Source organism: Photorhabdus cinerea (assembly GCF_011189575.1).
Taxonomy (GTDB): Bacteria; Pseudomonadota; Gammaproteobacteria; order Enterobacterales; family Enterobacteriaceae; genus Photorhabdus; species Photorhabdus cinerea.
In genome coordinates, this window is the sequence record NZ_PUJW01000007.1 from 197,038 (window position 1) to 219,567 (window position 22,530).

20 protein-coding genes, 2 tRNA genes and 1 rRNA gene are annotated in these 22,530 nt (G+C 42.0%); 12 read left to right on the top strand and 11 right to left on the bottom strand.

Annotation, left to right across the window (positions count from 1 at the left end; all coding sequences use genetic code 11):
• Window positions 1-227 precede the first annotated feature (227 nt).
• The gene (locus tag C5469_RS09025) at window positions 228-1,313 is read right to left on the bottom strand and encodes a flavin-containing monooxygenase (RefSeq protein ID WP_166305107.1); all 1,086 of its coding nucleotides are present in this window, start codon (window positions 1,311-1,313) and stop codon (window positions 228-230) included.
• A 385-nt stretch (window positions 1,314-1,698) separates the two neighbouring features.
• Between C5469_RS09025 and C5469_RS09030 the strand changes: the two genes are divergently transcribed.
• From C5469_RS09030 to C5469_RS09070, 9 genes are all read left to right on the top strand, one after another.
• On the top strand, window positions 1,699-2,877 hold the full coding sequence (locus tag C5469_RS09030) for a LuxE/PaaK family acyltransferase (RefSeq protein ID WP_166305109.1): 1,179 nt from the start codon (window positions 1,699-1,701) through the stop codon (window positions 2,875-2,877).
• Window positions 2,878-2,893: 16 nt separating this feature from the next.
• A complete protein-coding gene (locus C5469_RS09035; RefSeq protein WP_166305111.1) occupies window positions 2,894-3,250 on the top strand; it encodes an iron-sulfur cluster assembly scaffold protein in 357 nt (118 codons plus the stop codon).
• Complete coding sequence (locus C5469_RS09040; protein ID WP_166305113.1) at window positions 3,247-4,431, top strand: cysteine desulfurase family protein; 1,185 nt, start codon at window positions 3,247-3,249, stop codon at window positions 4,429-4,431. The genes C5469_RS09035 and C5469_RS09040 overlap by 4 nt, the downstream gene beginning before the upstream one ends.
• A 123-nt stretch (window positions 4,432-4,554) precedes the next feature.
• Window positions 4,555-4,791 (top strand): acyl carrier protein, encoded by a 237-nt coding sequence (locus tag C5469_RS09045; RefSeq protein WP_054478893.1) that lies wholly within the window; start codon window positions 4,555-4,557, stop codon window positions 4,789-4,791.
• 154 nt (window positions 4,792-4,945) lie between these two features.
• Window positions 4,946-6,211, top strand: coding sequence for a beta-ketoacyl-[acyl-carrier-protein] synthase family protein (locus C5469_RS09050; protein WP_166305115.1), 1,266 nt, complete (start codon window positions 4,946-4,948; stop codon window positions 6,209-6,211).
• A complete protein-coding gene (locus C5469_RS09055) occupies window positions 6,208-6,840 on the top strand; it encodes a MaoC/PaaZ C-terminal domain-containing protein (protein WP_242689422.1) in 633 nt (210 codons plus the stop codon). The genes C5469_RS09050 and C5469_RS09055 overlap by 4 nt, the downstream gene beginning before the upstream one ends.
• Window positions 6,841-7,025: 185 nt before the next feature.
• Window positions 7,026-7,769 carry a 3-oxoacyl-ACP reductase FabG gene (fabG, locus tag C5469_RS09060; RefSeq protein WP_166305117.1) on the top strand — a complete coding sequence of 248 codons (744 nt, stop codon included), beginning with the start codon at window positions 7,026-7,028 and terminating at the stop codon, window positions 7,767-7,769.
• A 329-nt stretch (window positions 7,770-8,098) separates the two neighbouring features.
• On the top strand, window positions 8,099-9,271 hold the full coding sequence (gene emrA, locus C5469_RS09065) for a multidrug efflux MFS transporter periplasmic adaptor subunit EmrA (protein WP_166305119.1): 1,173 nt from the start codon (window positions 8,099-8,101) through the stop codon (window positions 9,269-9,271).
• A 7-nt stretch (window positions 9,272-9,278) separates the two neighbouring features.
• Complete coding sequence (locus tag C5469_RS09070; RefSeq protein WP_166305121.1) at window positions 9,279-10,796, top strand: DHA2 family efflux MFS transporter permease subunit; 1,518 nt, start codon at window positions 9,279-9,281, stop codon at window positions 10,794-10,796.
• Between the two features lie 114 nt (window positions 10,797-10,910).
• Here the strand turns inward: C5469_RS09070 and ilvA are convergent, their stop codons facing one another.
• The 6 genes from ilvA to ilvL all read right to left on the bottom strand — a co-directional run bounded on the left by ilvA (window position 10,911) and on the right by ilvL (window position 17,497).
• Complete coding sequence (gene ilvA / locus C5469_RS09075; RefSeq protein WP_166305123.1) at window positions 10,911-12,485, bottom strand: threonine ammonia-lyase, biosynthetic; 1,575 nt, start codon at window positions 12,483-12,485, stop codon at window positions 10,911-10,913.
• Window positions 12,486-12,489: 4 nt separating this feature from the next.
• Entirely contained in the window at window positions 12,490-14,340 is a 1,851-nt protein-coding gene (gene ilvD, locus C5469_RS09080) for a dihydroxy-acid dehydratase (RefSeq protein WP_166305125.1), read from the bottom strand.
• 69 nt (window positions 14,341-14,409) lie between these two features.
• Complete coding sequence (locus C5469_RS09085; RefSeq protein ID WP_166305128.1) at window positions 14,410-15,336, bottom strand: branched-chain amino acid transaminase; 927 nt, start codon at window positions 15,334-15,336, stop codon at window positions 14,410-14,412.
• Between the two features lie 23 nt (window positions 15,337-15,359).
• A complete protein-coding gene (gene ilvM, locus C5469_RS09090; protein WP_054478877.1) occupies window positions 15,360-15,617 on the bottom strand; it encodes an acetolactate synthase 2 small subunit in 258 nt (85 codons plus the stop codon).
• Window positions 15,614-17,260: an acetolactate synthase 2 catalytic subunit gene (gene ilvG / locus C5469_RS09095; RefSeq protein ID WP_166305131.1), complete on the bottom strand. Its 1,647-nt coding sequence runs from the start codon at window positions 17,258-17,260 to the stop codon at window positions 15,614-15,616. Before ilvG ends, ilvM begins: the two co-directional genes overlap by 4 nt.
• 138 nt (window positions 17,261-17,398) lie before the next feature.
• The gene (ilvL, locus tag C5469_RS09100; RefSeq protein WP_072161874.1) at window positions 17,399-17,497 is read right to left on the bottom strand and encodes an ilv operon leader peptide; all 99 of its coding nucleotides are present in this window, start codon (window positions 17,495-17,497) and stop codon (window positions 17,399-17,401) included.
• A gap of 627 nt (window positions 17,498-18,124) precedes the next feature.
• On the opposite strand from ilvL, the gene C5469_RS09105 reads away from it, so the two are divergent.
• Window positions 18,125-19,648, top strand: coding sequence for a YifB family Mg chelatase-like AAA ATPase (locus C5469_RS09105; protein ID WP_166305134.1), 1,524 nt, complete (start codon window positions 18,125-18,127; stop codon window positions 19,646-19,648).
• A gap of 47 nt (window positions 19,649-19,695) precedes the next feature.
• Here C5469_RS09105 and C5469_RS09110 read toward each other — a convergent pair whose 3' ends face one another.
• Window positions 19,696-20,034: a MaoP family protein gene (locus C5469_RS09110; protein WP_166305137.1), complete on the bottom strand. Its 339-nt coding sequence runs from the start codon at window positions 20,032-20,034 to the stop codon at window positions 19,696-19,698.
• A gap of 125 nt (window positions 20,035-20,159) precedes the next feature.
• On the opposite strand from C5469_RS09110, the gene hdfR reads away from it, so the two are divergent.
• On the top strand, window positions 20,160-20,996 hold the full coding sequence (hdfR, locus tag C5469_RS09115; RefSeq protein ID WP_166305140.1) for an HTH-type transcriptional regulator HdfR: 837 nt from the start codon (window positions 20,160-20,162) through the stop codon (window positions 20,994-20,996).
• Between the two features lie 474 nt (window positions 20,997-21,470).
• Entirely contained in the window at window positions 21,471-21,599 is a 129-nt protein-coding gene (locus C5469_RS24035) for a hypothetical protein (RefSeq protein WP_278249752.1), read from the top strand.
• A gap of 597 nt (window positions 21,600-22,196) precedes the next feature.
• Here C5469_RS24035 and C5469_RS09120 read toward each other — a convergent pair.
• The 3 genes from C5469_RS09120 to rrf all read right to left on the bottom strand — a co-directional run bounded on the left by C5469_RS09120 (window position 22,197) and on the right by rrf (window position 22,523).
• Window positions 22,197-22,272, bottom strand: a tRNA-Trp gene (locus tag C5469_RS09120).
• Between the two features lie 8 nt (window positions 22,273-22,280).
• Window positions 22,281-22,357, bottom strand: a tRNA-Asp gene (locus C5469_RS09125).
• A 50-nt stretch (window positions 22,358-22,407) separates the two neighbouring features.
• Window positions 22,408-22,523: ribosomal RNA gene (gene rrf / locus C5469_RS09130) — 5S ribosomal RNA — on the bottom strand.
• Window positions 22,524-22,530 lie beyond the last annotated feature (7 nt).

Sequence of the window (22,530 nt, forward strand, 5' to 3'; positions counted from 1 at the left end):
TTTTGATAAATCACCTAGAATAAATAAATCCTATTTATAATTGTCATTATCAAGAACCAGTATATTAAAGATTCTGTATCATTCTACACCAATAACATATTTAAATTATGTACTTTTAGTAATGATACAGAATTCAGAATAACTTCATAACAATATCAGCCAATAAATCACAAATCCATTACAAATAAAACATACAGAGAAAAATATCACTATCCTGTACTAATTATTCATTTTAATGATACATACTCTTTCAAATAATTCTCTACCCATTTAGCTATCCGGCTTGTATCTTTATAAGCACCTAATATTAGTTCAGAACCACGGCTACTCAGCCATTTCCGCCCGACGATAAATAACCCTGGGTAAGGTGTTTTCCCACCTTCTGCATGACCATTTTTACAAACAAATCCATTGGCATCCGTAGCACCGGGAAGAGTCAACCATGCTGTATTATCTTTATAACCCAGGCACCAAATAACAGTATCTGTTTCATATTGATTACCAGACAAATCACATAATTTATTATCTTTTATATCAACCAATCTATTTGCTACTTTTACGCCAAAAGCAGCTAACCGATGGTTTTTTAGATCCCCACAAGGAATGGGATTACGCCGGCGCATGATTTTTCCCACCAGGCTATAATAATTAGCAAATAACAGACCACTTTTACTCAACCACCAAAAGATATCTTTGCCCATTATTCTATTAGGTAAGAGAGGACGGGAAGAACCGCAAAATAACGTCACATTCGTAGTAGCCGCTAAATCTTTAGCAATCTGGCGCCCACTAGCACCATCACCAACAACGGCTACTCTACTACCTTCTTTAATTTGTTTAGGCCCCTGATATTTATCTGCCACCAGTTGCTGTATATCAGCCGAAAGTTGCTTAGCAAATGCAGGAACATCAGCTAACTGATTAGCACCTGTTGCATTAACCAGACAAGGCGCACTAAATACTTTTCCATCTTTTGTTTTAACACGGTAGCCGTTTTTATCATGCGTCACTTCAACTACTTCGGTTTGAGTATGTATATTAAGATTATGATGTGTGGCATAGCATTCAAGGTAATCAGCAACTTCATTTTTATCCGGATATCCATCTTCGATTCCAGGAAACGGGAAGCCATGAAGCTGAGTCATACCACGTGAAGTGAATAATAGCATATTATCAGGACGCTTACGCCACACATCACCAATACGCACCTCTCGCTCTAATATGCAAACATTAATATTCTTAGCAGCAAGGATAGCGGCTAAACTTAACCCGGCTTGACCGGCACCCACAATTAAACAGTCCATTTTCATCATGCGTACTCGTTTTTAATTCGGAATTTATCTGTATTTTATTTTTATCATTATCTCAATCTTAGGACAATAAAAATTTTATGGAAAACCATTTAATAGATTGAAAAACAACAAACTTCACAAAAATATAAAAGATAACTAAAAAATTTACTTGAATTAACTGGTCATATTCGTATTAAAGTGGATATTTTGAATAAATCAGCTGTTCTTATCATGAATTTATCAATATTGATAAGTCCATATAGTTATCAGCAATAATAATATAGCCGATTTATTCAATAAAATGACATAATTAATAACTATCCTTTTTGCCTACGTAACTTATGCATTATTGCTATAACATATAATAAACAAAGATGAGTTCATCTACTCTACCGGAGATGCAAAAATGGAAAATATCAAAAATATATATGATGGTATAAAATTTCGTGGAGGAAATCCGCTGAAATGGTTAATAGCAGATGTCGACTTTCTCTATAAGCTGTCTAAAGAAGAGCAACAAGAATTAAAAACTTGCTTACTTAAAGATGCTTTTCATTTTCATTACCATAATAACCCTTACTATAAAGATATCTGTGAAAAGCAAAACATTAAACCAGAAGATATCCAGAGTTATAATGATTTAGTTCGCATTCCACTGATACCTGTTGCAACATATAAATCAGCCGAAAGTCATCGCTTATTAAGCAAACCTTTATCTGAAATCGAACATGAAATGCGTTCAACCGGTACAAGTGGAATTCCTAGTGTTTATCGCCGTTGCCACGATACTATGGATCACACAGTATTAGCTGTTTACTCTAATTATCGCAGCATGTTCAAAGTATCTGGCGGTGCTGTCTTATGCTTATGCCCTTCAACGGAAGATATTCCAGAAATGGCGTTGGTCAAAATCTTTAATTTCTTTACAGGTTTATTAGATACTCGACGCTATATGATCAATCAAGATCGTTTTTCCCCAGAAGATGCACTGAATCAATTAATCGAGTGGAAAGGCAAATTCACCCGGCATTTAATTGGTCCTCCATTCATAATCCATCGTTTTATCACGTTTCTAAAAGAGAATAAGACCAAACTCACTTTAGACCGCGATAGCATGGTAATCACAATGGGCGGCTGGAAACGTTTTACCGGAGATATGATCTCCCGTGGCGAACTGAATGCAGATATTGAAGAATGGATGGGAATTCCAGCATCCCGGACACGTGATATGTACGGTCTGGTTGAAGCCAACGTTCTTGCTATAGAAGATGAATATAACCATAAGCATGTTCCGCCTTATATTCATTTCTCCGTCCGTGATCCTAATGATTTATCACGCGAATTACCTGATGGAGAAACAGGACAATTAGTCATTCTGGACCCACTTTCTGTTTCTACCCCGGGTATGTTACTGACAGAAGACTTGGTCTACTTACGCACTGACCCTAACAAATCCTGGCGTACTTCTCAGCGAATTCAGTTTGTTATGCGCACTGCCGCAGCTAAAGAGTTTGGTTGTTGTGCGGTCAATCTTGAAAGAAAAATGTCAAACGACGAAGATTCCTCAGCTACCCCCGCGGTATAAATAGCAAGGTGGAATTATGTTTAACAGCATCATTATTGACAATTTTTGCAATCCTGACTGTCAGGGGAAGTTATCCGAACCCACAATTAAGCTGGCGTTAGGCAACCCTGTATGTGGTGACAAGGTTGATATTGACCTGACATTAGATAACCAGGGGCGGATAAATAATGCCTGTTTCCGTGCATGGGGGTGCACCGCATCCCTGGCAATGTCTAACCAATTTTGTCGTCACGCTAAAGGCAAAACTCTCGAAGAATTAAACACATTATCACCTGATGGCATTGATGCGTTATTAGGAGAGTTAGAACCAGCCCAGCAACACTGCCTTGATATGCTGCATAAGCTATTCGAGCAGCTAAAGGGAAAAATATGACAAGCCTATACTTCGACTACAACGCCACAACACCGCTAAGTGTTAAAGCACAGTTGGCGATTAAAGACGCTTTATCTGTTTTTGCTAATCCATCCAGCCACTACAGCTTAAGCAACATGGCTAAAAACTTGCTCACCGACGCCAGAAGATCTATGGCGTCATTAATGGGCACGGTACCAGAACAAATCCTGTTTACATCAGGAGGAACCGAAAGTAATAACCAAGCGTTGTCCAGCCTGTTAGCGACACTTCCCGGCTCGGATCTGTCTGCATATCATGTCATTAGCTCTTCCATTGAACATCCGTCTGTTCTGGCACCATTACTCTGGTACCAACAACGCGGGCTTCAGTTGACACTAATCGATCCTGATAATCAGGGACGAATAAGTGTACAAAGCATTGAGAAAAACTTGCGGCCAGAAACACGCCTGATCACATTAATGGCAATTAACAATGAAACCGGTGTGATACAGCCCTATGAAGCCGTCGCCTCTTTGGCAAAAGAAGCCAATGTTTATCTGCACATAGATGCGGTACAGGCTATTGGTAAACTGCCTTTTAACTGTGACAAATTTGCTGGCATAACAACCGTATCTTTTTCAGGCCATAAATTTAATGGTCCTAAAGGTATCGGTGGTCTATATCATGCACCAGGCATTCCATTAAATCCTTTGTTACATGGAGGAGGGCAAGAACAAGGAATACGCAGTGGCACTGAGAACACTCTGGGCCTTGCAGGACTGGCTGCCGCAGCTAAAGAATCTCTGAACGGGTTGAAAGAACGTTTCGATACCTACAAAACACTCAGAGAAACCTTGCTATCTCTGTTGGAACAGCATCATGTTAACTATCTGGTTAATGGCAGTACAAACCCAGAGTTTCAAGCACCCTGGACACTCAATTTAAGTTTCCCTGGGGTCCGAGCTGAATCATTGGCCAGTAGGTTGGATTTATGTCACGGAGTCTCCTTATCTTTAGGATCAGCCTGTAGCAATAACAAATCAACGCAACGTTCCCATGTTCTGGTTGCTATGGGGCTGCCTGATGATCGTATTGATAGCGCGGTACGTATCAGTTTTGGACATACAACAAGCCAAAATGATATTGAAATGCTGGCTAACGCTATCAAACAGGAAACTTATAACTTGCTGAAAATTTCGGGCAAATCTTTAAACGCTTAGGAATAACAGTAAAACAACATTTAAAGACGGCACAGCAGGAATAACTAACTTATTACCTATTGATACCTATATTCCTGCGCCTAAGCTCCGTTAATATTTTTTTAGATTTTACGGGATATTAATATGAAACTATTTGAATTACTGCAATCTCAGATTACTGAATTGACTGATATCGAACCAGAGGACATTACTCTTGACACCTTACTCGATGATATTCACCTGGTGAGCCTGGATTTTGTATCCATTCAAGTTGCTTTAAAAAGAGAAATGGGTATTCAACTGAATTTCGATAAATTCCAGCGAGATAATACGACGACAATCGGCGATTTCGTCAATTACGTCAGTGAAGCAACAAAATAATTATTATCAATATACTTGGATGTTAGCTGTCTATGGCATATCACGACACAGCTAACATTTATTTTTGTGATGCTTTTATCTACCAATCCCATTATTTGGTTGTATTAAAAAATAAAGCATGTCACCAGGAACTTACTTTTGGAGATAATGTTTCATGAATTTTCAAACTAACTACCGCCGCGTTGCCATCACAGGCTATGGTTCTATCTGTTCTCTTGGGCAAAATACTCAGGAAATTTGGGATGCAATCCTAAACTATCGTGTAGGTTACAAAAAGGAAACCCACCCAGACGCTTCTGTTGTTGCAAAATTCTTCGGCAACATATCTTTTGCTCCTGATGTGTCACGATTTTCCAAAAAGTTGCTAAAGAACCTTCCCAGATTCAGCAAACTTGGGCTGATTGCTGCGGACGATGCAATCAAAATGGCATTTGGTAACGATAAAGCAGCCCTTGACGAAAGTTATTCACCTTTTGAACGAGGTGTCATTTTTGGTACTGGATGGGGTGGGGAAGATGCAACCGTTGAAAACAACCATTCCTATGCTACCCAAGGTATTGCCTCACCCATGACAAATATTATGTCCATGCACAGTGTAGGTACAGCAGCTATTTCAATGAACTGGAATTTACGGGGATATCAGAATACCCCAGTTGCAGCATGTGCAACTGGCAGCATGGCAATAGGGGATGCTTTTGAACTTATCCGGAGCGGACGCACTAAAATGATGTTGGCAGGTGGCGGTGAAAGTATCAGAGATCCTTTCATCGTTTGGAGCATCGACATTCTTGGCGCACTAAGTAAAGAACAAGAATCGGTCGAAAAAGCCTGTTGCCCATTTAGCAAAGACCGTAGTGGTTTTGTTATGTCGGAAGGCGCGGCAGTATTATGCCTTGAAGATTATGACAGCGCTGTTGCCAGAGGAGCCAAAATACTAGCAGAAATCATTGGCTATGGTAACTGCTCCGATGCATCTGATATGACAGCACCAGCACCTGATTGCAAAGGGCGAGTAATGGCAATTCAAGCAGCGCTGGAACAAGCCCAACTCTCCACTTCAGATATTCACTATATCAATGCTCATGGGACATCAACCCCGTTAAACGATATTAACGAAACTGATGTTCTAAAAATGAGCCTGGGAGAGCACGCCTACCATGTTCCTATTTCCAGTACAAAATCCTACACAGGCCATCTTATTGCCGGGGCAGGAGCAATTGAATCCATTTTCTGTATCAAAGCAATAGAAACAGCCACTATTCCCGCAACTATGCACTTGAACAATCCAGATCCGCTATGCGATCTGGATTACGTACCCAACACCCACCGAACTCACCAAGTTATCGATACTGCTTTAAATGTTAACTATGGATTCGGCGGTACAAACTGTGCACTTATTTTCAGGAAAGCCGACAGATGAACGTTCAATTTAGCAAAAAAGATCTCAAACAGTGGGCTGAATTCTCTGGAGACTACAATCCCATCCATTTTGATGAAAAAATCGCAAGAGAAGTTGGATTGGGTGGCATTGCAGTACACGGCATGTTGGCAATGATCCCGCTTAAAAGTGGATATAACTATCTATCGCAACCAAACAAGAACATTGGCAGACAATGGCACGCTAATTTACGAAATCCCGTGCCTTTGGATGCTTGCTATTGTGTCAAAACTAAGCACACTGATTTAAATGGGAAAACTACTTTCAATCTGCAAGATGAAACAACAAACCTAAAACCTTTAGTTGGTCATTATAGTCACTTCGATTTTTCGCAAAAAACTGGCTTTCCGGAAAAACCACAGTGCCAGGTTCCCCTACAAGAAACGACAAGAAAAGCCATTGAATTCAAGAACACCTTCCCTGAGGTCAATGAGTTCTGGATCTTTCTGGATGCCCTGATTTTTTATCTCTTTATGCAACAAAGTGCAAAAACTGCACTAGCAACAGAATTTAAAAACTATTTCGGCAAACAAGGGAAACATGATGAAACATGCCTCAAAGATCTTATCGTCTTACATGTTATGCATACAGTCAGTTTCTCTCCTGCCTAAGGATACCTTTGATGTTGATGGCTCATTATACGGCACGTTGGAAATTCCAATCTGGCTAAATGGAGAAATCTCTTTAGTTGTTGAGATGAGCCTGATGGGAACAACAAAAAGAAAACAGATTGCCAACTAAGGTTGATGAATTCTGTATTGGCAGACGAATGGCATAAATTTAGAGGAATAAATTAATGAATATCAGCATACCTTGGGTTTTTGTTTCAGGAGGATCACGTGGTATTGGTAAAGGCATAGTAAAGATGCTGGCCACTCAAAATTATCATGTGGTTTTTACCTACAAATCAAGTACAAGTGAAGCTCAAATACTTTGTCAGGAAATTCAGCAACAAGGTTATAGCTGTGAAGGCCATCAATGTGACGTATCAAATGCTGAAGAAGTCGCAACACTATCGGCAAAGCTTATCTCACAATATGGCCCTCCCTATGCAATTATCAATAACGCTGGAATTACACAAGATGCATTACTGATAAATATGAAAGAAGAAGAGTGGCACAATGTGATTTCCACCAATCTTTCCTCTGTTTATTTAGTCAATCACGCATTTCTACCTGAAATGCTCACTGCTGGAGAAGGTTGTATTATCCACATGAGCTCAGTCACCGCGTTTAAAGCTAACTCAGGGCAAGTTAACTACGCTGCAACCAAAGCCGCTATGATCGGCATTACCCGCTCATTAGCCGTTGAAGTTGGCCGATTTAACATTCGCGTTAATACAGTCGCTCCAGGCTTGATTGATACTGAAATGCTAGATCACATCCCAGCACCACATAAGAAAAAACTATTATCCAATATTCCACTGGGTCGTTTAGGGTCAGTGGAAGATATTGCCCTGACAATCAATTTCTTGCTCAGCCCTGGAGGGCGTTACATCACCGGGCAAACATTCGTTATTGATGGGGGAATGACTGCCTGATCAGTTTAAGTAATTGGCATCAGTGGTTTCGTATCTATAATCCAACGGTTATTTGTACCCAGAAAAACATTCTGGGTACTGACACCTAATGCCATTAGTCATAAATCACACCGTCAGATAGACAACCGGCATCTCAGATAAATGTTAATAACTATGATAAATAATTTCGATGTTAATAATATATTTAGCATTAAGTGCTAAATATCACAAATTTTAAATTTATCAATGCTAATAAAGCTTGACCTTGAAGTCGACTCCAAGGTGTTTAATCAAACACAAATACATTAACAAGAATAATTTATTTTTGATCGCTGTTATGGGAGAGGAACATGGCCGAAGAAATACAATCACCTCCACTTAGTGAGAAAAAGTCAAAACGTAAGTTAGCTCTGATCCTTGCAACTCTCTTATTTGTTTTTGCCGGATTAGGTTACTTTGCCTATTGGTTTGTTGCACTACGTCATTACCAAACTACTGATGATGCTTATGTTGTCGGTAATCAAGTGCAAGTAATGGCGCAAATCACGGGAAGCGTAACCACTATCTATGCCGATAATACCGACTTCGTCCAGCAGGGAGACATTCTGCTGCGTTTAGATAGTATTGATGCAGAACATGCCTTTGAACGGGCAAAAAATACACTGGCTAATCATGTTAGACAAACCCACCAGACCATAATTGATAATGAAAAGTTGCTGGCTAATATTGAGCTAAAAAAAACTGTACTACAGCAAGCTCAGGATGATTTGAAACGACGTGAACATCTGGGAATAACAGGCGCTATCGCCAAAGAAAATCTCATTCATGCCCGTAATAGCGTTCGAATGGCAAAATCTGAGCTGAATGTCGCCCGGCAACAATACTATGCTAACAAAGCGTTAATTATAGATACCCCATTAGAACAACAACCAGCCATTAAACTTGCAGCCTCCCAACTCCGTGATGCATGGTTAACCTTACAGCGCACCCAAATTACAGCCCCCGTGACAGGCTACGTTTCGCGCCGTAGTGTTCAGGTAGGATCGCAAATAAAAAGTGGCGCCCCGCTGATGGTTATCGTGCCTGCTAACCAACTTTGGGTCGAAGCTAACTTCAAAGAGGTTCAACTTGCCAATGTGCGTATTGGTCAATCAGTAACCCTGATTAGCGATTTCTATGGTAGTGATGTTACTTATCAGGGCCGGATCGTAGGTCTTGATATGGGTACTGGTAGCGCATTTTCTTTACTACCAGCACAAAACGCCACCGGTAACTGGATCAAAGTGGTCCAACGTTTGCCTGTCCGTGTTGAACTGGAAGCACAGCAACTTATTGATCACCCTTTACGGATCGGTTTATCCATGCATGCCACTGTCGATACCAGAAATCGAGATGGACTGGTGCTTGCCGACACGCCTCGCAATGGCATTGTTTATGAAACCAGCGTTTTGTCTTACAACACAGGAGAAATTGATCGGCTAATTAACGAAATCATTCAAGTTAATACCAGTCAAAATGAGTGAGGTTAACATGCTAAAAGAGCCATTATCAGGAGCCAAACTTGGCTGGCTAACCCTGGCTTTAGCATTAGCCGCTTTTTTACAAATATTAGACCTGACCATTGCTAACGTCGCAATATCGACGATCGCCGGAGATTTGGGTTCATCGGTATCGCAGGGTACCTGGGTTATTACTTCATTTGCCGTTGCTAATGCGATTTCTATCCCATTAACTGGCTGGTTAGCTAAACAGTTTGGAGAAGTTCGTGTTTTCTTAATTTCAATGATCTTGTTTGTGATAACTTCCTGGTTGTGCGGTATTGCTAATAGCCTGGAAATGTTGATTATTTCCCGCATTTTACAAGGTATCTCAGCCGGGCCGATTATGCCCCTTTCACAAAGTTTATTACTAAACAACTACCCTCCACTAAAACGAAATATGGCACTGGCAATGTGGTCAATGACTATCGTTGTCGCTCCAGTTTGTGGTCCCATACTCGGTGGTTGGATCAGTGACAACTATCATTGGGGGTGGATCTTCCTCATCAATGTCCCGGTCGGCTGTGCCGTTATCGCTATCACCTGGACACTATTAAAAAATCGAGAAACTGAAACAAAGATCAGACCAATTGATGGCATAGGGCTGATTTTATTGATTACCGGTGTCGGCTGTTTTCAGTTATTACTTGATAGAGGGAAGGAACTTGACTGGTTTAACTCAACAGAAATTATTGCCTTAGCGATTATCGCGATTATTGCCATTACTTTCCTGATCATCTGGGAACTGACCGATGATGATCCGATCATTGATTTATCACTATTTAAATCACGTAATTTTACTATCGGTACCTTATGTATCAGTTTGGCCTTCTTACTCCACATCGGCACTTTGGTTCTGCAACCCCAACTATTACAGATGGTCTTTGGCTATACGGCCACTTGGGCAGGGTTGGTAATGGCCCCATTAGGGATCGTGCCGATAATACTTGCTCCACTGATTGGCCGTTTTAGTTCAAAAATCGATATGCGTTATTTGGTGATGTTCAGCTTTATCGTTTTTGCACTCTGTTTTTTTTGGCGGGCTTATACCTTCGAACTATCAATGGACTTTGCTACCGCTGCCTGGCCACAATTTATTCAAGGCTTTGCTATTGCCTGTTTAATAATGCCACTAGCCGCCATTATTTTGTCCGATGTCGAACCCGCTAAAGTCGCCTCTGCGGGCAGCCTGTTCAACTTCCTACGCACTCTGGCAACATCCGTGGGCACCTCAATTACCACTACCATGTGGTCCCGCCGTGAAGCAGTCCATCACGTTCAATTAACTGAGTCGATAACCCCACATAATCCCATTGCTCAGCAAGCCTATCAGAAAATGGAGCAGTTAGGGATGTCACAGCCTCAAGCTAGCAGCTCTCTGGCGCGCGAAGTCACTAATCAAGGATTGATTATTGCCGCTAACGAGCTTTACTGGCTATTTGGCTTTATTTTTCTCGTCTTGCTGCTTCTTATCTGGCTGGCAAAACCCACAATTGGAGAGAAGAAATAAAACAATAACAAAGGTGGAAACCTCTGCAAACACTAAACCTTTTTTTAAAATAGCACCCCGAAGGTGCTATTTTGTTGTTCTATAGAATATATTTCTTTAACGTCAAAACACTTACTAGCATCTGTCTGTTTCTGATACTTGGCACATTAAAAAGAATTTAAACGCAGGGGTATCCGTCTCATCGTGATACGCGTAGCCTAATGCATCAAGATGACGTTTAAAACGCACTTCTGCTTCTGACAATTCAAATGCTGCTAACACCCGACCATAATCTGTACCATAATTGCGATAATGGAATAACGTAATATTCCAGTAAGTTCCCAAAGTTTGTAGGAATTTCAGCAAAGCACCCGGCGATTCAGGAAATTCAAAACTAAACAAACGCTCTTTCAATGGCGTAGATGGACGTCCCCCAATCATATAGCGGACATGTAATTTCGCCATCTCATCATCTGAAAGGTCTGCAACCTGATATCCTTCGGCTCGCAATTCTTCAATGATTTCTCGTCGCTCCACCTCACCACGGCTCAGGCGGACACCAACGAAAAGACAAGCCTGTTCAGGATCAGCATCCGTGTAGCGGTAATTGAACTCGGTTACCGCTCGATCACCCAGTTTCTGGCAAAAACGCAAGAAACTACCTTTCTGCTCAGGAATAGTCACAGCCAACAATGCTTCCCGCTGTTCACCCAATTCACAACGCTCAGAGACATAACGTAATCCATGGAAGTTTACGTTAGCACCAGAAAGAATATGCGCCAACCGCTCACCTCTGATCTGATACTGCTGAACATACTTTTTCAGCCCAGCCAGTGCCAATGCACCAGATGGCTCCGCAATAGCACGTACATCTTCAAACAGATCTTTTACTGCTGCACAAATGGCATCACTGTCTACCGTAATAACATCATCTACATATTGCTGACACAAACGAAAAGTTTCATCACCAATACGTTTAACCGCAACACCTTCGGCAAACAGACCTACTCTTGGTAAATCTACCGGATGCCCAGCTTCCATTGCCTCTTTCAAGCAAGAGGAATCTTTTGCTTCCACACCAATAATTTTGATTTCTGGCATCAGTTGCTTAATCAATACAGCAACTCCAGCAATCAATCCCCCTCCACCTACAGGCACAAAGATTCGATCCAGATGCACATCCTGTTGCAAAAGTTCCATCGCCAAGGTCGCCTGACCTGCAATGACATCTGGATGATCAAATGGAGGAACAAAGGTATAGCCTTGCTGCTGTGCTATTTCTATTGCTTTGGCTTTAGCTTCATCAAAATTGACGCCATATAACAGGACTTCACCACCGAGACTACGGACCGCATCGACTTTGATATCCGCAGTGGCAATCGGCATAACAATCAGGGACTTAATTCCCAAGCGATTAGCAGACAGTGCAACACCCTGAGCATGATTACCCGCAGATGCAGTAATCACGCCCTGTTTTTTTTGTTCTTCAGTCAAACCCGCAATCATGGTGTAAGCACCACGGAGCTTGAAACTGTGAACAGGCTGCCGATCTTCCCGTTTTACCAAAATAGTATTTCCCAAACGGGCCGAAATTTTATTCATTTCCTGTAAGGGAGTCACCTGAGCAACTTCATAAACAGGAGCACTTAATGCGGCTTTCAGATATTCCGCACCGCTTGGTGCAGAAGTTAAGGGAAGAAATGCAGCCATGCGATTATCCCCCTAACTTAGATTTATCGCGAACAGCTCCTTTATCCGCACTGGTCGCCAATGAAGCATAAGCTCGCAAAGCAAAAGATACCTGACGTTCACGGGATTTTGGAGTCCACGCTTTATCACCACGGACTAGTTCCACCTCTTTACGGGCGATAAGCGTACTTTCATCCACATCAAGCTGAATTTTCCGCTGTGGAATATCAATATCAATAATATCGCCATCTTGAACCAAACCTATCAGGCCACCATTAGCCGCTTCTGGAGAAACATGGCCGATAGACAAACCAGATGTACCACCAGAGAAACGGCCATCGGTAATCAATGCACAACTTTTACCCAACCCCATAGATTTTAGATAAGTCGTCGGATACAACATCTCCTGCATGCCTGGTCCACCTTTTGGTCCTTCATAGCGAATGACGACCACATCACCAGCAACGACTCTTCCACCAAGAATCGCATCAACTGCATCTTCCTGGCTTTCATAAACTTTGGCTGGCCCACGGAACGTCAGGCTACCTTCATCAACCCCTGCGGTTTTTACAATACAACCATCCATAGCCAAATTGCCGAATAAAACCGCGAGGCCACCATCTTGGCTATATGCATGTTCAATGTCACGAATACAGCCTTCTACGCGATCTGTATCCAAAGAAAGCCAGCGACAATCCTGTGAAAATGCCTGAGTAGTACGAATACCTGCCGGGCCCGCTGAATACATTTTCTTCACCGATTCATCTGCCGTCTGCATCACATCATACTGATTAAACGTTTGTAGTAAGTCTAACCCCAAAACATTTTTAACCTGACAATTCAACAGACCCGCTCTATTCAACTCACCTAAAATACCGATCACACCACCAGCACGATGAACATCTTCCATATGGTATTTTTGTGTGCTTGGTGCAACCTTACACAGATGCGGAATCTGGCGAGACAAACGGTCAATATCTGCCATGGTGAAATCAACTTCCCCTTCCTGCGCCGCAGCCAGTAAGTGAAGCACAGTATTAGTTGAGCCACCCATTGCAATGTCCAGCATCATCGCATTTTCAAATGCGGCTTTCGTTGCAATATTACGCGGCAAAGCACTGTCATCATTTTGCTCATAGTAGCGCTTAGTCAGCTCAACAATACGTTTGCCCGCGTTGAGAAATAGCGCCTTGCGATCTGCATGAGTCGCCAGCAATGAGCCATTCCCTGGCTGAGACAGACCCAGCGCCTCTGTCAGACAATTCATGGAATTAGCAGTAAACATTCCTGAACAGGAACCGCAGGTTGGGCAAGCAGAGCGCTCAATCTGATGACTATCTTCATCACTGACATTAGGGTTTGCCCCTTGGATCATGGCATCGATCAGATCAAGCTTGATAATCTGATCCGACAATTTAGTTTTACCCGCTTCCATGGGGCCACCGGAAACAAAAATCACTGGAATGTTCAAACGCAATGCTGCCATCAGCATTCCCGGCGTGATTTTGTCACAATTGGAAATACACACCATGGCATCAGCACAGTGAGCATTCACCATATATTCGACGGAGTCAGCGATCAATTCACGTGATGGCAGAGAATAGAGCATACCACCATGCCCCATTGCGATACCGTCATCTACCGCTATTGTATTAAATTCTTTTGCAACACCGCCTGATACTTCAATCTGCTCAGCAACTAGTTTACCCAAATCCCGTAAATGAACATGTCCTGGGACAAACTGAGTAAATGAGTTAACTACCGCAATAATCGGCTTACCGAAATCTGCGTCGGTCATCCCTGTCGCACGCCATAAAGCGCGAGCCCCGGCCATATTACGGCCGTGGGTCGTGGTAGCAGAACGATACTTAGGCATTATTTCACTCCCGTGTTATCAAAACAAACAGGCGGGGAACGAACCGCCTGTAAATTATTTATAGTTCTATTAAGAGTTTATTGGATCTAACCAACCCCATTTATCGTCTGTCTCGCTATTAAACAAACCAAAGAAAGCTTTCTGAATTTTCTTAGTGATAGGCCCACATTTACCGATACCAACCTGAATACCATCAACACTACGAACTGGTGTGATTTCAGCCGCAGTACCAGACATAAACACTTCGTCAGCCAGATACAGAGATTCACGCGATAGTACCTGTTCACGCACTTCCAGCCCCAAATCTTTCGCTAGTTTAATGATGGCATCACGAGTAATCCCTGGCAGTGCAGATGAAGTGAATGGTGGAGTAAACAGTACGCCATTTTTTACTTCAAACAGATTTTCACCGGCACCTTCAGAGATATAACCATAAACATCCAGTGCAATACCTTCCTGATATCCATGACGACGAGCTTCACTCCCCACCAGCAGAGAAGACAAATAGTTACCACCTGCTTTAGCCGCAGTTGGCGTTGTATTTGGCGCTGCACGGTGCCATGAAGAAACCATGGCATCAATTCCTTGATCCAGCGCCCCCTCTCCGAGATAAGCCCCCCATGGAAAAGCGGCAATTATGACATCCGTTTTATAGCCAGCAGGTGGATTAACCCCCATTCCAACATCACCGATAAAAACCAATGGGCGTATATAAGCACTGACTAAATTATTTTTACGCAGAGTTGCCCGGCAAGCTTCCATCAATTCATCGACACTCTGACTTAGTGGCATGCGGTAAATCTTTGCAGAATCATGTAAGCGCTGCATATGCTCACGATGGCGGAAAACGACAGGCCCTTTATGAGAGTCATAGCAACGAATTCCCTCAAAGACAGACGTACCGTAATGTAAGGCATGGGACATTACGTGAACTTTAGCAGCTGCCCAAGGAACCATCTCACCATTGAACCAAATATAATCGGATTGCTTAGTCATTCTCTATTCCTTTATTTCTACAATTATGCACGTATTAGTTGTGATTTTTGTTGCAGGATCTTGACACCAGCGACATCCACTAATTTAGTCAATTGCGAAAACAACAAATTAACAGGTCTTTGGCTGGCAACAATTAGTTCGATATTAACATTATCGCCATCCATTGTTTGATCCATATTCATTGAACATATCTGAAATCCACGATGCCGCGTTACTCGTAAGATGCGCTCTAATATTTCAGGACAGAAACGAGCCTGGATTGCAAGTTGATGCTGCATCATAATGATTTCTCCAACATAGTTTCATTGCTTGCACCGGGAGGGACCAACGGCCAAACATTCTCTAATTCTTCAATGGATACCCGCAGTAAATATGGCCCTTTACTGTTGAACAATGCATCCAGAGCTTCATCAATCTGTGATTTCTCAGTGATATGTTGCCCAGGAATATCAAACGCTTTCGCTAATGCAACAAAATCAGGGTTATCTGTTAATGTTGTTTCGCTATATCGTTTATCAAAAAACAGTTCCTGCCACTGCCGCACCATTCCCAGTCGCTGGTTATCCAGCAATAAAATTTTTACTGGCAGTTGTTTGCGTTTAATTGTCCCCAATTCCTGCACATTCATCATGAAAGAACCATCACCGGATACGCAGATCACCATGTCTTCCTGTCGGGCAATCTGAGCGCCAATTGCAGCAGGAATACCAAGCCCCATAGCTCCTAACCCACTGGATGTAATGAAATTTTCAGGTCTGTCAAAGGTCATATGCTGAGCAGTCCACATCTGATGCTGCCCAACATCAGTGGTAACAACCGTGTTTAACGCTTTGCGATCTGAAACCTGCTTTAGTAACAAAGGTGCGTAGATGCTCTCGCCCTGATGGTCATAACACCAAGAATATTCAACTTTCATGCGCTGAACTTCTTGTTGCCAGGACATAATTGATAATGGCTGCTGTAAACGAGGTAATAACGCCTTCAAATCTCCGAGTAACGACACATAAGTCTGACGTAATTTACCTAACTCTGCCGGGTCAATATCCAAATGAATAACTTTTGCATTCGGTGCAAAAGTGTTGAGTTTGCCAGTCACGCGATCATCAAAACGAGCACCTGCGGCAATCAGTAAATCACATGACTGAACCGCCAAGTTTGCTGCTTTCGTGCCATGCATTCCAAGCATTCCCAGATAATATGGATGTTCTGCATCAGCAGCGCCCAAACCTTTCAATGTGGAAACAACCGGCATACCCGTTTCAGTGACAAAATCACGCAGAACAGAAACGGCCTGTGACATACCTACTCCACCACCAACATACAATACTGGTTTTACCGCAGCGGCAATTATCTTCCTGGCCTGTTCTAATTCACTTTTCGAACAGAGTATCTCTTGCTCAACAGGAACTAAATATGGAGTCAAACTCCCCTCTTTCAGTTGAATATTTTTAGGAATATCAATCAAAACCGGGCCAGGTCGACCACTGGTTGCAATAGAAAAGGCGTTCGCCATAATTTGAGGCAGATTTTCCAGGGAATCCACTAAGAAACTATGTTTGGTGCAAGCAAGGGAAAGACCTAGAACATCGACTTCCTGAAAGGCATCTGTTCCAATAAATTCAGAACTCACCTGGCCGGTGATAGCCACAATAGGAACAGAATCTAACAGCGCATCTGCTAATCCAGTGATTAAATTTGTTGCTCCCGGTCCCGATGTAGCGATACAAACTCCCGGTTTACCACTAGCTCTCGCATAGCCGATAGCGGCCATAACGGCCCCCTGTTCATGTCGGCAAAGCAAGTGTTCCACACCACCATCGTACAAAGCATCATAAACCGGCATAATCGCACCACCAGGATAGCCGAAAACCTTATCAACTCCCTGCGTTCGTAATACTTTTACAACCCACTGCGCCCCATTCATTTTTCATATCCCCTGTGTTTACCCTGTGAGACAAAATTTTGTTCTGTTGTATGTTTTTGCCTCTGCTTGATTTCCACCTGCCAAAAAAAACCCCCGCGCCTTTCGGTGCGGGGGTCTTCGAGAGATCTGGCTGTTTGTCTAAGCCTGTCTTCGTCCAAGTGCAGCCCCGCACGGTGGGATAATAATCACCACCACGCTGACGATAACTAGGCTAATCACTTGGACGAATGCGTTCATAATTCTGGTCGTTTAACTCGTTTGTTTTACGTATATTTAAGAGTTACCATGTTCTTCATAACTAAACAACATTTATTTTATTTTTTTACTTCATATTAAAAAATATCTTTTGTTTTCAATAAAATAATTAAATTCCAAATTATTTACCCAAAAAAAGCCATCCTTAAGTGATAAAAACCAACTAATTTCAGATAAGAATAAAATAATCCATAAGAAATAAATCAGAGAATTAAATTATTTAACTGTTATCAAATAAATATCTGATTATTAATCACCTGAGTGACAAAAATTTATTATTATTAATAAAGTAGAATTACATAAAACACCAATTTTATTTACCGTAATAATATATTAACCAAAAGTTTAAATATGCTATTTCACTAAAAAATCAGTCTCAGAACGCTATTTAAAACTTATAAAAACAATAAACATCATGATTAACACCACAAATTAATAAATAGATCAAAATCAACAAGTTGATAAAAATTTGCAAATCATTTTATGAAGAATAACTTTAGAGCCACTTCGCAAAATATTTCTCAGAGCCATCCCGCAAAAAAATAACAGAACACTATTTATTATCTAATTTCAGGCCATCATATACGCTTTATTACTAAGGAGAATAGGATGTCCCTCTCTGTTATTTATACCAGAGCGACTATTGGTATTCAGGCACCCATTGTTACTGTTGAAGCGCATATTAGTAATGGTTTACCTGGATTAACTCTGGTCGGCTTGCCTGAAACAGCTGTCAAAGAAGCCAGAGATCGTGTCAGAAGCGCGTTGATCAACAGCGGATTTACTTATCCAGCGAAAAGAATCACAGTCAATCTTGCACCAGCAGATCTGCCCAAAGAAGGTGGTCGTTATGATTTGCCAATCGCTATCGCAATTCTGGCAGCCTCAGAACAGATACCTACCAATAAACTGAATCATTACGAATTTCTTGGTGAGCTCGCTCTATCAGGAAGCTTGCGGAAAGTAACTGGCGCAATTCCAGCGGCACTCTGCTCAAGAGAAGCAGGAAGGCAACTTATTTTATCGATAGAAAACGAAGCTGAGCTGGCAATCTTATCTCAGAATGAAACCTTAATGGCAGAACACCTCTTGCACATCTGCCACTTTCTTCAGGGAGAAAAACAACGACTGACAGCACCGGCCCGACATGAATTCTCAACAGAACAATCACAACCAGATCTACAGGATATTATTGGTCAAGAACAAGCAAAACGCACACTAGAAGTCACAGCAGCAGGTGGACATAATCTTCTATTACTTGGCCCACCAGGGACAGGAAAAACAATGTTAGCAAGCCGCCTATGTAGTTTATTGCCGCCATTAACAAACAAAGAAGCCCTTGAGGTTGCCGCTATCAACAGCTTAATGGATACCTACCTTCCACCTGAACAATGGCATACACGCCCATTCAGAGCGCCTCATCACAGCTCTTCAATGGCAGCACTAATTGGCGGGGGTGGACTTCCTAAACCCGGTGAAATTTCGCTTGCTCACAATGGGGTGCTGTTTCTGGATGAACTGCCCGAATTTGAACGCAGAGTCCTTGATGCTCTCCGAGAACCATTGGAATCAGGGGAAATCATCATCTCCCGGGCCAGAGCAAAAGTTTGTTTTCCTGCACAGGTTCAATTGATAGCAGCAATGAATCCCAGTCCTACAGGCTACCATCAAGGAATTCACAATCGGAGTAATCCTCAGCAAATCCTTCGATACCTGGCAAAACTATCCGGACCTTTTTTAGATCGTTTTGATCTCTCAATTGAGGTTCCTTTATTACCCATTGGCACATTGAGTAGCCCAGTGAGATTAAGCGAAAGCAGCAAAGATGTAAAATTAAGAGTACTGACAGCACGGGAAATACAACTGAAACGTTGTGGTAAAATTAATGCTCACCTGAACAGTAAAGAAACAGAATCATTTTGCAAACTCAAACCTAACGATGCGGTGTTTCTAGAAGAAACACTCGTAAAACTTGGGCTTTCAATTCGAGCATGGCACCGAATTCTCAAAACATCTCGGACACTTGCTGACTTAGAAGAAAAAAAAGAGATAGAAAAACCGCATATCATGGAAGCCTTAAGCTACCGTAGTATGGACAGACTATTAATACAGTTACAAAAGCAATCAAGTTAAAAATAAAAAAGGGGCAAAGCCCCCTGCATTCATAACTTGTGATGATATTAATCATCAGTGTCGGTATAGTCATCAGAAGAATCAACCTGAGGCTTACCACCTGAAAGAGTATGAAAACGCTTTGGACGACTAATCCTTGCAAGATACTTAGTCCAAACCTTTTCTTCCATTGTCACAGGCTGACGTTCACCCCGGCAAACAGCAACAAACAGTTTTTCTATTTCTGTTTGAGGCTCGCGTTTACCGAGATCTAACTCATTAAACACATAGCCATGGCGCTCTAGCAATTGCGCCTCTTTAATGGTGAAATCGCCATGACGGGAAAACCCGCGAGGATAATGTTTGTTATCAAAAAAACGATTAGTCGTGATGAAGCTTTCAGCCATCTGACACACTCCTAATTCTAGTACTGTTACTATCATGCCAATTATGGCGCGGAGTATTAGATAGGCCCGGCATTCTGTAAAACAAAAAATTTAAATCTTAACGATAAAAATTATTGGAGATATACGTGGACACTGAATTACTGAAAACCTTTCTGGAGGTCAGTAAAACTCGTCACTTTGGTCGTGCAGCCGAATCACTGTACTTGACACAGTCAGCAGTCAGCTTTCGCATACGCCAATTAGAAAATCAATTAGGTGCTAATCTTTTTACTCGTCATCGTAATAACATCCGTCTTACAGCTGCTGGCGAGCGCCTTGTTCCCTATGCAGAATCACTGATGAATACCTGGCAGTTGGCTAAAAAAGAGATAACACATGCATCTCAGCATACTGAATTAACAATTGGCGCTACTGCATCACTATGGGAAGCTTATTTAACGCCCTGGCTACAGGATTTCTATAAAAAACATCAGGGACTAAGATTGGAATCCCGGGTTTCTACACGGCAATCCCTTATTAAACAACTTCATTCACGTGAATTAGATCTTTTAATAACCACTGAACCACCTAAAATGGATGAGTTCCAGAGCCTGTTGTTAGGGAATATTCGCCTGAAATTATTAACGACGGAAGAAAATCTGAAATACCAAGTTAAAAATTACATCAAACTAGAATGGGGGGCTGATTTCCATCATCAGGAGCAACAGATTTTAAAAAGTGAGCAGTTACCCATCATCACAACCACTTCAGCACATATAGCCCGTCAACTACTCGATAGTGTAAGAGGAGCCGCCTTCTTACCACTACACTGGCAAAATGAGTATTCAGAACTTGTTTCTTACCCAAATACTGAACTGATTGAACGTCCATTATACGCTATATGGTTACAAAAAAATGATCAGCAAGCATGCATTCAGCAGCTATTAAAAATACCTGTCATAAATACCTCAATAAGAGGTTAAGGAACATTTTATGCAAAATAAATCCACTTTTATTCAATGAACAAATATGTATTTGACCTGTTCTTACAGTTCTTGATTTAGTACCCACCTTATTTTCAAATCAATCAACAAAGGTGAGGAGGGCACATGATAAAACAACAATATGCTCTAGAGTTCAAACGCAAAGCTGTCGCTCGGTTACTCGAAAGAAGCAAATCCGTGCCCACATGACGCAAGAAACCGATATCAAAGAGAATACAACTCTACAACTGGAGATCCGTCGTGCCTTAACAAAATAGTCAAGCTGGAAAATGAATAACATTATCCTGAAAAAAGCGGCGTTATTTACGCAGAAAAGCCTCTGAAAAATGTCATAGTCTCTCATTTATCAGCTCTCCATTTAGTTAATCAGATCTATCTGTTACTCAAGGACAGCGTGCAGGAGTTATCCGCGTGACATAGTTGCTTACCTTGTCAGCTCAATAGCAGAATGAAGTGATTAAACAGCGGATAATTCAGCTTCAGGGGACCTACGGTATCCGACGTTTGCAAAGTGATTTGTACGATGAGCCGCATTTTCATGGTAAAGTCCGTATCAGTTGGCTAATGAAGCTAGCCGAGTAGAAAACCACTAATCAGCCACGATATAAAATGATGACTAACAGTCAGTATCATTATCCGGTAACACCCAATATCATCGCCTGGACAACAGAATAGAGGTAAACCGGCGTCAAATGTAGGAAAGAGTCATTATCCATACAGACAATAAGAAATTACGTTAGGAATCTAGATTTCCTGCGTTATGAGACGTCAGTCTACAGTTACTGTGCCTTCGAGTAAAACCAATTACCGCAGACTTAATAGCGAGTGGGAGATCGTGCAGCAAACAAATAGCGTATTTCGTATCATAGCCATTATAATCCTCACAGACTTGAAGTGATTCGTTGCCTGAAGCCTTAGGGCAAGCAATGAGCATGATATTTAATCATATCAAAGTGTTTTAAACCGAACGTCGTAAACATTCTACGTTGGTTATCCGTCCCCGGAGTATTATGAAACTACAGTGTAATCGGATGAGAATATTGTCCTATACCACAGTTTTCTAAAGAAGAGTCCCATTAAAACTACACACACCGTATCTAGCACACATAAGAAAAAACCCAGCTAAATAGCTGGGTTATCAATATCAGGAACTACTTTCGTTATTACTTAGTTTGTAATTGGCAGGGGCGGAGAGACTCGAACTCCCAACACCCGGTTTTGGAGACCGGTGCTCTACCAATTGAACTACGCCCCTAAATTAGGTGGCGGTGCGGACGGGGCTCGAACCCGCGACCCCCGGCGTGACAGGCCGGTATTCTAACCAACTGAACTACCGCACCACCGAATTCCTTACGTCCTATGTCGCGACAACATAACACTTTAATTTAAAGCCTGGCAGTGCCCTACTCTCGCATGGGGAGTCCCCACACTACCATCGGCGCTACGGCGTTTCACTGCTGAGTTCGGCATGGGGTCAGGTGGGACCACCGCGCTATCGCCGCCAGGCATATTC